Origin of the sequence: Paenibacillus tyrphae (assembly GCF_024158745.1) — a bacterium.
Taxonomy (GTDB): domain Bacteria; phylum Bacillota; class Bacilli; order Paenibacillales; family NBRC-103111; genus Paenibacillus_G; species Paenibacillus_G tyrfis_A.
In genome coordinates this window covers 361,497-371,545 of record NZ_JAMZAW010000004.1, presented here as the reverse complement: position 1 = coordinate 371,545, position 10,049 = coordinate 361,497, and the positions used below count along the sequence as shown (strand labels likewise).

General features: G+C 46.2%; 15 protein-coding genes and 1 pseudogene. 14 read left to right on the top strand and 2 right to left on the bottom strand.

Annotation, left to right across the window (positions count from 1 at the left end; all coding sequences use genetic code 11):
• The 13 genes from NI000_RS08765 to NI000_RS08705 all read left to right on the top strand — a co-directional run.
• On the top strand, positions 1-182 hold a 182-nt coding region (locus NI000_RS08765), incomplete at its 5' end, for a hypothetical protein (RefSeq protein ID WP_253409593.1).
• Positions 154-657, top strand: coding sequence for a GNAT family N-acetyltransferase (locus NI000_RS08760; protein ID WP_253409591.1), 504 nt, complete (start codon positions 154-156; stop codon positions 655-657). The genes NI000_RS08765 and NI000_RS08760, both read left to right, overlap by 29 nt.
• Positions 658-670: 13 nt before the next feature.
• Positions 671-1,147 (top strand): GyrI-like domain-containing protein, encoded by a 477-nt coding sequence (locus NI000_RS08755; RefSeq protein ID WP_253409590.1) that lies wholly within the window; start codon positions 671-673, stop codon positions 1,145-1,147.
• Between the two features lie 59 nt (positions 1,148-1,206).
• Positions 1,207-1,680 carry a GNAT family N-acetyltransferase gene (locus NI000_RS08750; RefSeq protein ID WP_253409588.1) on the top strand — a complete coding sequence of 158 codons (474 nt, stop codon included), beginning with the start codon at positions 1,207-1,209 and terminating at the stop codon, positions 1,678-1,680.
• A gap of 82 nt (positions 1,681-1,762) precedes the next feature.
• Positions 1,763-2,164, top strand: a complete 402-nt coding sequence (locus NI000_RS08745; RefSeq protein ID WP_253409586.1) for a hypothetical protein — start codon at positions 1,763-1,765, stop codon at positions 2,162-2,164.
• A gap of 188 nt (positions 2,165-2,352) precedes the next feature.
• A complete protein-coding gene (locus tag NI000_RS08740; protein ID WP_253409584.1) occupies positions 2,353-3,564 on the top strand; it encodes an MFS transporter in 1,212 nt (403 codons plus the stop codon).
• A 214-nt stretch (positions 3,565-3,778) separates the two neighbouring features.
• On the top strand, positions 3,779-4,045 hold the full coding sequence (locus NI000_RS08735; RefSeq protein ID WP_253409582.1) for a hypothetical protein: 267 nt from the start codon (positions 3,779-3,781) through the stop codon (positions 4,043-4,045).
• 42 nt (positions 4,046-4,087) lie between these two features.
• The gene (locus NI000_RS08730; RefSeq protein WP_253409581.1) at positions 4,088-4,675 is read left to right on the top strand and encodes a DMP19 family protein; all 588 of its coding nucleotides are present in this window, start codon (positions 4,088-4,090) and stop codon (positions 4,673-4,675) included.
• A gap of 64 nt (positions 4,676-4,739) precedes the next feature.
• Positions 4,740-5,942, top strand: a complete 1,203-nt coding sequence (locus NI000_RS08725; RefSeq protein WP_253409579.1) for a MerR family transcriptional regulator — start codon at positions 4,740-4,742, stop codon at positions 5,940-5,942.
• Positions 5,939-6,901 (top strand): GDP-mannose pyrophosphatase NudK, encoded by a 963-nt coding sequence (gene nudK / locus NI000_RS08720; protein ID WP_253409577.1) that lies wholly within the window; start codon positions 5,939-5,941, stop codon positions 6,899-6,901. Before NI000_RS08725 ends, nudK begins: the two co-directional genes overlap by 4 nt.
• 45 nt (positions 6,902-6,946) lie before the next feature.
• A complete protein-coding gene (locus tag NI000_RS08715) occupies positions 6,947-7,531 on the top strand; it encodes a hypothetical protein (protein ID WP_253409575.1) in 585 nt (194 codons plus the stop codon).
• A gap of 137 nt (positions 7,532-7,668) precedes the next feature.
• A complete protein-coding gene (locus NI000_RS08710) occupies positions 7,669-8,226 on the top strand; it encodes an O-acetyl-ADP-ribose deacetylase (RefSeq protein WP_253409573.1) in 558 nt (185 codons plus the stop codon).
• Positions 8,227-8,249: 23 nt separating this feature from the next.
• Positions 8,250-8,798 (top strand): hypothetical protein, encoded by a 549-nt coding sequence (locus NI000_RS08705; RefSeq protein ID WP_253409571.1) that lies wholly within the window; start codon positions 8,250-8,252, stop codon positions 8,796-8,798.
• A 14-nt stretch (positions 8,799-8,812) separates the two neighbouring features.
• On the opposite strand, the gene NI000_RS08700 is transcribed toward NI000_RS08705, so the two are convergent.
• Together NI000_RS08700 and NI000_RS37080 are read right to left on the bottom strand one after the other, a co-directional pair.
• A complete protein-coding gene (locus tag NI000_RS08700) occupies positions 8,813-9,157 on the bottom strand; it encodes a pentapeptide repeat-containing protein (protein WP_253409569.1) in 345 nt (114 codons plus the stop codon).
• Positions 9,158-9,217: 60 nt separating this feature from the next.
• Positions 9,218-9,373, bottom strand: a pseudogene (locus NI000_RS37080) (pentapeptide repeat-containing protein); the annotation flags it as partial.
• Between the two features lie 286 nt (positions 9,374-9,659).
• Here NI000_RS37080 and NI000_RS08695 point away from each other — a divergent pair.
• A complete protein-coding gene (locus NI000_RS08695; protein WP_253409567.1) occupies positions 9,660-9,989 on the top strand; it encodes a hypothetical protein in 330 nt (109 codons plus the stop codon).
• The last annotated feature ends 60 nt before the right edge of the window (positions 9,990-10,049 follow it).

The following is a 10,049-nucleotide window of genomic DNA, read 5'->3' as shown; positions in this document are numbered from 1 at the left end:
TTGACAACCATAAGATTATAGATATGATGGAAATTACTAGGCAATATACAGATAAGAGAAGTATAGTAAAGAATGAGAAAGCTATTGTAAAATATGTACAACGCAAACGCGGAGTCTGCCGCTCCGAAATGAAGGATAAAGGAGACAAGTCCGGTGAATATCAGATTAGCCTCTGTTCGTGATATTGAAGGCATTGCCCGGGTACATGTCGAGAGCTGGAAGTCTACTTACGATGGGATCATATCCGAATCATTTTTGTCTCATTTAACCGTAGAAAAAAGAATGAAGAATTGGAAAGACATTTTTGACAATCTTACTGAAGATGATGTCATTTATATTGTTGAAGATTTAGGAAGCATTATGGGCTTTGTTCATGGCGGGAAGAGCAGGAAGCCCAATTTTGAATACGTTGCGGAATTGTATGCCATTTACCTATTGAAGGAAGTGCAGAGAAACGGATATGGAAAGCTGCTTTTTGAGAGTTTCATTGAAGCGCTAAAGCGAAGAAACTATCAATCGTTCATGCTCTGGGTTCTTGAAGACAATCCGTCGATGGAGTTCTACAAGAAGCTAGGCGGACAATACATAGGCAAGAAAGAAATACAAATCGGAGAAGATAAATTAACTGAAATCGCACTTGGATGGAAAGAGATCTAAAAGGAGCTGTGAAATGAAAACAACGATAATTCAAAAACCATCGTTCATGGTCGTTGGCGTATCTTTGGAGACCTTGCTGCAAGACGAACGGGAACAAAGAAACATACCGAAATTGCATCAAAAATTCAACGAGCGCATAGCCGAGATTACAAATAGGATAAACGATAACGCGATTGGAATTTTTATCGACCCGCCTAATTATAGCTACAAATTGGATAAATTCAAATGGATTGCCGGCGTCGAAGTAACTGGCATGGACGAACTACCCGAAGGCATGGAGGCCGTGTCTTTCCCGGCAAATACGTATGCTTGCGTGACATACAAGGGCAAAAAGAATCAAGCATATCAAGCCTATGATTACTTATATCAGTGGGTAGCGGAATCGGAATATGAGCTTGCCGATACCTACGGCGTAGAACATTATAAGGAGTATGATGAAGAAACGGCAGAAGAAATCATGGACCTCATGTTCCCGGTAAAAAAGAAATAAAGCCGGATTTTTTCAGATTACCCGTACGAATGGCGAGGTGAGATCTTTTGCTGATAACGTTGGAAAAGGTTAAGGAAGATGGGAGAATGACATTAAACCATCTTGTAGAGCTCGCATCTTATGATCTTTCCGAATACAACGGTAGAGACGTCAATGAGAATGGGTTATTTGTAGTAGACTTCGACTCGAAAAGCTGGCTGGATAGCGAGCATTTTCATTTGTTTTTTATTAGAGCAGATGGGAAAATAGCCGGTTTTGTAGTCATTCGCCATTTATATAAAGAGCAAGTGATCAACCTAATTCATTTTTTCGTACTTCGGAAGTATAGAAGACAAGGTGTCGGCAGGGAAGCGGCGGTACAGGCTTTTAATTTATTCAAGGGTCGTTGGAGAGTCAATCAGTATGACTGGAATGTCCCTGCCCAACATTTTTGGAGAAGCGTTATTCAAGCTTATTCTAACCAAAATTACACAGAGACGATAAGAGAAGACATCAAAGGCCCCTCGCAAGAATTTTCAAATTATGGAATGTAGACTGAATGAGCCAGACAAAGATCTTTATTTCCGGGATGTGATGATCATTAAGAAAGCGCTTATGGTTCTATTTGCTCTTTGTATGTTCGGGATATTTGCAGGTTGTGGAAGCAATAACAACAATCTATTGGAGAATAAAGCGATCAGCTCCGTTGATTTGGAATGTAGAAATCAGTGCACGATGAGAGACGGAACCCCTTTTATCCATCGGGAGTTTAAAGAAGAAGCTGAACTGAAACTGTTTACGGACGCCATACAGAAAGCCGAGAAGCTGCCCGGCATTCTCGATTATGAGGTAATCTTTAAAATGCGGGTTACTTTTGAAGACCGCACAAGCAAAAGGTTTTATTTGAACATTTCGAATACGACGGATCTACAGACCGGCCTGCTTGTGGAACAATCGAACTCGGAACAAGGCTTTCAAATTTCGCCCAAAATAAGCGAGCGACTAAGGGAAGTAATTTACAATACAAAAGCGTCTTAAGACCATGCGGCGTACATCACTAAAACAAGTCTGGGGTAATTTCCGTGAAGCAGGAACATGACCGCATACAAAAAATCCGTTTTACATCATAGTTGATCCGTTACTTGGTGGTCACCGTCCCTTTTTTCTCCTACCATTAAAAAGCAAGTATTGCAAAAAGGATGTTGGGAAGGGAGAAAGATGTGTAGATGGCACGAGTACGATTCAGCATTTTTTTTAGCGTTTTTGTCGCGATGGTCGGTTTGATGATTATTGCTCCCGTAATGCCTCCGCTTATACGCGAATTGGGATTAAGTGAAACTCACTCGGGTTTGATTATTTCTCTGGGATCCGTTGCGATGGCGGCGATGGCGCCCGTATGGGGGAGCCTGAGCGATGCCAAAGGAAGAAAGCCTGTTATCTTGATCGGCTTCTTGGGCATGTTTGTGAGCTACGTGTTGTTCACCATCACAATGTACGCAGGACTGACGCAGCTCATCAGCGGCGGACTGTTGGTCGTATTGCTCATTGTGGCACGCGGTTTAGTCGGTTTGTTCATCCCCGCGGTTCCGTCGTCGGCGCAGGCGTATATGGCGGATGTTACGGACGAAAAGGGCCGGTCGGCGGGGATGGCCTTGATCGGAGCAGCGAACGGAATGGGCCTCGTGCTCGGACCTGCGATTGCCGGAGTGTTTGCGCTTATCGGTCTGATCTGGCCGCTTTATATTGGCGCGCTGCTGCCGATCGTCGCATTGGTCGTCGTCCTGCTGCTGATCCCGGCTCATAAACCGGTTGTTCAGGCAAAGCCTCCAAAGGTAAGCCCGTTTCAGAAAGGCGTCCGCCTTTATTTGTTCGCCGGACTGGCAACGATGCTTAGTATTGTCACCTTGCAAGTAGTCGGCGGCTTTTATTTTCAGGACCAGCTGTCCTTGACTACACAGGAAACCGCACGGATGCTTTCTTTCGGCTTGATGCTTAGCGGGGTGGCGATGATCGTTACGCAAGGGCTGCAAATGAAAAAGCCCAAATGGCAGCCCACCCCGTTGATCCTTGTCGGATCGATGCTTCTGATGGTCAGTATGGCGCTCTTTCTGTTCGTCGTCGGCTTCGTCGGTTTTTACACGGCCTTCTTCTTATTTGGCATCGGAGCCGGGCTGATGATGCCGGGCTTTATGGCCGGCGCTTCCCTTGCGGTGGCCCGCGAGCAGCAAGGAGGCGTGGCCGGTCTTGTAGGATCGGTGCAGGGCATATCCGCCGTGATCGCCCCGATTCTCAGCACGAGTCTTTACCAGGTGGATAAGCATCTTCCCTTTGTGGTTGTTGCCGGGGTTGTACTGCTGATGGCGATTACGCTGCTTTCCGCGAAAAATAAGCCTGTCGGAAGCCAACTGGCTTCGGAACCTATAGATACAACAAAATAGCGGGAAAAACCGCTTGCTCAACTATACGAAGGCATTTTTGGCGAAGTCTTCTCGACTTCGCTTTTTTTGCGTTGGCGAGCCGGGTCTACTTGGTAGCTCAGGCATCGTATGCCAAATTGGAGGTTCTGGAGTATTTAGTTTAAGCGTCTGTCAGACGATGTAAATAAAAGGAGGAAATATGATGGTTGACAGCACAATAAAAGGATGATGAGCGATGTTCGAGCTTGAAGTTAAAGATGTATTCAAAATCACAGGCCGAGGGTACGTGATTGCAGGAGAAATTACCGAAAGCGGCGCGATTTTAAGAAATGGAGACACTTTAGTAAATAAAGAAGACAAGGGACAAAAAATTGAAGTAAACTCCATTGAAATGTTAAATTACGGATCCGCATCAAGAAAGTTGAACCATATTGGGTTTTTGACCGACATTTCGGACGAAGCGGCAGAAGCTTTGGTAGGAAAAAGACTGTGTAAAGAATAAAAGACTGCGCTGTGTTCACGCGGCGGAACAAGGAGAAGACAAATGGAAATCCACCAAACGATCTTACGAAGATTGCTGCCCGATCATAAGGAGCTAATAAATGCATCCGCTGATGAAATTATGGATCACGTCGGTATAAATAGGTACAGCCAGGAAAACATTCAACTGAAGGATGAAGAGGTCTTCTTTAAGCTTCCGGCTCTACTTCAGGACATCGTGCTGCTCATCGATTTCGATACGGAACTGATTATGAACGGCATTCTGGGGTTTTTGGAAAACTCGACCGGAAAATATCTTAACGAGACAATCGAAGCGCTGGAACGCATCGGAGCGGTTCATGATGCGAATGCTTTGAAGGACATCAAACGGATTCTGGAAAACTACAATTTGAGCACCGGACAGCTGCATCGCGATCTGCAAGACTTGGAGCCGTATGAAATCAATTATTTCAGGCAAGTCCATGCGATTGCGGATGATGAGTTTTTCGAAGAAATCCAGTACGCCGCCGAGAAATTAACTAACGGCAGTCAGGAAGAAAATATATTCGATCATTTACTTGCCTACATCGAGGCTAATAAAAGGAGCTTCGTCGAAGACGTGCAGGCTGTGCTCTCCGAAAATAAAGCTTGAAGGTGACGTGACGTAACCGGATATAATCTCCTTAGGGTTTATTGGGGTGATGGAGGGGATTAATGTGAAAAGCGGCGACTATGCAACGACAGGGCAAATTGCCAAAAGGACTGGGATCACGCTGCGAACGCTGCGGTACTACGACCAGATCGGTCTGCTGTCTCCTTCTCAGCACAGTCAGACGTCGGCGAGGCTGTACAGCAAAGAGGATCTGATTCGGCTGCAGAAGATTCAGACGTTGAAGTATATCGGTTTGACCCTTCAAGAGATCAAGGAGGTGATTCGCGAAGAATCGCTGTCCGGACATGACCTCCGAAGCTCGTTGATGGCGCAAAAAGAGACGCTCCGGCAGAAGCTCGCGCACATGGAAGTGGTGGTCAAAGCGATAAATCAAGCGTTGGGAATGATGAAGAACAAGCCTGAGGACGTGGAGTGGAGCAGTCTGATCGAGCTCATCCATGCGGTCCATTCGGAAAAAGATTGGGTTGAGCAGTACCATACCGCGACGCGTCTGCAAACGAGAATCCAGCTCTACGACAAATGCAGCGTCAATCCGATCGGCTGGCATCGCTGGCTGTTCGGGCATTTGATCGAGCAGTCCGGATGCACAGTGCTTGAGGTCGGCTGCGGCGACGGCGCTTTATGGGCGCGGAACATGGACCGGATTCCTGAAGCCTGGAAGGTAACGCTCTCGGACTTTTCTCACGGCATGCTTGAGGAAGCGCGAAGCAGCTTAGGGGAACGTAAAGCGCAATTCAAGTTTGTGATGGCCGATGTGCAGGACATTCCTTTCTATGACGAACAGTTCGATATCGTTATTGCCAACAACATGCTTTACCATGTGCCGGACATGCCCAAAGCGTTTTCCGAAATTCATCGCGTCTTAAAGCCCGGAGGAAGATTGTTCGCTGCGACGATGAGCAAGCGGCATTTGCAGGAAGTCGAGCAGCTCGCTGCGGCGTTTGATCCCGAGATCTGTGTGCTGGACCCCGTCATCGAACGGTTTAATTTGGACAACGGTGAGCAGATGTTATCCCCTTGGTTTTCCGAGGTTCGGCTGTATTCTTATGACGACCACCTGCTTGTGAGCGAAGTCGGGCCGCTTCTGGATTACATCACCTCGACTCCAATGAATGCCCGCCAGCGGTTGACGGGAGCTGCGCTGCATCATTTTGAAAGCTTTTTAAATTCCATGATCGAACGTGAAGGGAAAATCCGCATTTCGAAAGATTCCGGATTTTTCTTAGGGAGGAAGCGATCCATATGATAAGACAGGGAAATCCAAGGGTACGTATTTTGAAAGAAGAGATGTTATCGGACAACTGGTACGTCTTAAAGAAATTGACCTTCGAGTATCAAAAACAGGACGATACTTGGGAGACCCAAGCGCGTGAAGTATACGACCGCGGCAATGGAGCGACAATCTTGCTGTATAATCGGGCGAAGCAGACAGTGGTGCTGACCAAGCAGTTTCGGATGCCGACCTATGTGAACGGAAACGAAACGGGAATGCTTATCGAAACGTGCGCGGGCCTGCTGGACCGGGAAACCCCGGAAGCGAGCATTGTACGCGAGACGGAGGAGGAGACAGGGTACCGCGTAAGTGAGATTGTCAAAGTCGGCGAGGCTTATATGTCTCCCGGCTCCGTGACGGAGATTTTGCATTTTTATACGGCCGAATACAGTCCGGGCATGCTGGCTGGAGAAGGCGGAGGGATGGAAGAAGAGCAGGAGCATATCGAGGTTCTTGAACTCCCGTTCATCGAGGCGCTCGAAATGGTCCGAACCGGCGAAATTTGCGATGCCAAAACGATCATGCTGCTGCAGTATGCGCAAATTCACGGACTTCTTGAGCCGGAGGTCAAGCCCCTGCACATTCTTATCGCCGGACCGTATCGCTCGGGAACCGGGGACGATCCCGAGCTTCTGGAGCAAAACGTCCGCTTGATGAACGAAATCGCTTTGCAGGTATATGAAGCGGGACATTTGCCCGTTCTGGGCGAGTGGTATGCGCTCCCGTTGATCGCAACCGCAGGGTCCGAGACCATCGGAGACGACGTGTTCAATCGCATGTTTCATCCGTCTTCCATTCGGCTGCTGGAATGCTGCGATGCGGTGCTCCGGGTTGGAGGACCGTCTCAGGGGGCGGACGAGATGGTCAGAGTGGCCGAAGAGAAAGGCAAGCTGGTTTATTGGCATCTGGACGAATTGCCGGGCGTTGGGTAAACCTGAAGAAGCCGGGAATCCGGAGAAAACCTAAAGGAGTTACCGATGAAACGATTGCTTTCTCAGTACCTGTTTTTAATATTGGGCGGCGCCATCATCTTATTGGGGATGGTGTTTGCCGGGATTAACTTCTTGAACCATAATCCCGTAAACGATAGAGTCATGATAAGTGCTCCCGGTACCATGGAAGTGTTTTTAAAAGCAGGGCAACATCATTTGTTCTACGAATTCGATTCGAAACAGCTTAATTTGGGAGTGCTACAGCTTAAAAAAGAAGAGAAATTCAATAATGTATCGAGTCTGGTCGCGGTAAAGATAGTTAACGTGTCGGACAATAAGGAAATAGTGCTAGCAAAGGATTCTTCCATGAATTTTACATTTAACGATACGAGAGGCGAATCGCTGTACAGCTTCGAGATCGTCGAAGAAGGAGATTACAGGGTTGCAATCAGTCCTACGATCGAATTGCCGAAGGCGATAACGTTTAGTATCGTGGGAGATTTGACTAATAGTTTGCTTGGCGTCTTTAAGCACGCGGGGATCGTTGTGTCCATGTCGATTCCATTTCTGCTGATCGGGTGGTACATGTACGCCGGAGAAGCAAGAAGGAAGAAACTTTTAACACGTTAAGCCAGTTTTAGATTATAATAATGACAGAAACTAGAAAACTAGCACATAGCCATTAGCATAGAAAGTTCATTCAAAAAACATCAGGATCTCGAATGCGAGTGCTTCCATGATGTTTTTTATTGCTTGGAGGTTCAATTATGGAAGAAGAGATAAAGCTGCAAACGACTACCGTAAAGGTACTCCAAGGAGATATTACCAAAATAGCCGCGGATATCATCGTGAATGCCGCCAATACAAGTTTGCTCGGCGGGGGCGGGGTTGACGGGGCGATCCACAGAGCCGGCGGCAAGCAGATTTTGGAGGAATGCAGGAAAATCAGAGATCAGCAAGGCGGCTGCCAGGTCGGCGAAGCCGTAGTGACGACAGCGGGAAATTTACCGGCGTCCTTTGTGATACACACCGTAGGTCCAGTCTGGAACGGCGGGAAGAACGGCGAGGAACAGAAGTTGATGAACTGCTATGTAAACACATTGAATCTGGCCTGCAAAAATCATGCCCACAGTATCGCTTTTCCTAATATCAGTACGGGCATTTATCGATTTCCGAAGGCTTTGGCGGCTAAAATTGCCTTAGAGGCAGTCTCCGATTTCGTCCGTGGCCATCACGAGTCGAATCTAGAGCAGATTTTGTTCGTCTGCTTCGATGAGGAAAATTACCGGATTTATCGGGAGCGTTTGCGTGAGTTTATGGCATAAAAAGGGTTTAGAGTTTTTTGGAAATGGGTGGAAACTTGATTATACAAGCGATAACTATAAGATGGGGCAAAGACGTGAGAGGCGCCCCTTATTCCTCATTAAGAAATCGATACAGCAAAGCGTTCCGTCTTCCGGAATCCATAGTAAATCACGAGTCATCGCGCGGAATTCCATACCATAATCTTCTGATTGTCCAGAATAAATCCGGTTTCCGAAATCTAAGTAATCAAAGTTGGTTTCTCGAAGCGAGTGAAGCCGACTTTAAGATTGGTTGTGTTGAAATCGTCCCGAAGGAAGCCAAGTATGAATTTACCTTTAAGTACTCTCGTGATTGCGGAAAACCTGCTAGATATGATAAAAAATATCATTTATTAGTCGAGAAAGCATTCGAGTTGTCGCCTAATGAATATGGAAGAATGCTTTATAATGGACGACATATCGCTTCGGATACGGGAGAATGGTACTACGAATTGCATATTCTAAACGCTTTTCATACCACAGAAACAAACCCGAAATTATTCGTAAACCGATCTCCGCTTAAAGAGTACAGACAATTAGAAGTATTATTTTAGAGGCTATATGTAAGTTAGTCCCCGTCAATCAATTGGATATCCATGCAATAGAGCAAAGATATCGCTTCGGGCAGCGTAAATTTGGCTTTCCGGATTGTATTGAGCCCCGGGTCGATCATGTAGTTGGTTGCAAAGGAGAAGTCCGCGGCCGTCAAGTTCGTCCGGTCAAACAAACTTTCGGAGAAATCCGTAGAGCTCATGTCCGCTTCCGTAAGGTCGGCTTCCCTGAAATCTACGTTCTTTGCCGTGCATTTTGTGATTACGCTTTTAGGCAGTGTCAGTCCGATGAAAGTGGAATGACTTAGGGTACACTCTTCAAACCGCAGCAGACCGGACCCGACTTTTCGAGGTGGAGCCATCTCGGACCAATTGATGCCGATCAATTTGGAATGGGTGAATGATACCTGGGAGAGGTCGCAGTCAAGCACTTGAATTAAACTTAAATTACAGTTCTCAAAGGTACATCCCGAAAATTTGCAATCCTTAAAGACCGTCTCGCTGAAATCGCATTTGGTAAATGTACAATCATAGAACCGGACTGAGGTTACTTCCTTCTGCGAGTATTGGGCCTCCAAAAAGTGCTCGTCGTAATATTCTTCTTATATAAACAAAACGCATCACGTTCCTTCGAGAAGTTTGGATCATAATTCTTTCCAGTATACCATACTTTAATCCATCTGGAGCAGACGGGCTCTTTAACTGGAAGGGAGCAGGCCATGACAAGAAAAATTACACTTTCGGACGCTCAAGTCGTTGAGGTGGAATGTTTAAGCTGTTCGATTACCTCGCAATAAATGTCTTAAGAGTCAATTTGAGCACGGAATAAACTGGGTCATTCACAAAAAATTTAACGGAGGAATTATGGAAGAATCCGATTTTATTTCTTATGTAGGCGATTACAGAGTCCACGACAGCACGATTGACAAGATTCAGGATAATGGACAGGAGCTTGTCATAACATTACATGGCATGGAAGGCGAAAATTTGACCCTTTATTTAAGGGATGTTTTAACAATAAATAGGCATAAAGCGGAAGGTATGATGCTGTACGCGATAAGTGAATATAAGTATCCGGCACCGTACAGGAAGTTTATTTTTGCTAATTGGAAAGATAATGACGACGCCTTCTTAGAAGTGATCGCCAAAGATTTTGTATTGGAGCCTGAAGTAACAATGCCGGTAGAAAGGTGATGCCGATGTCGAAACAAAACGCGGTAAACATGGAAGAGCTTTGGATAACCAGAAGAGTGA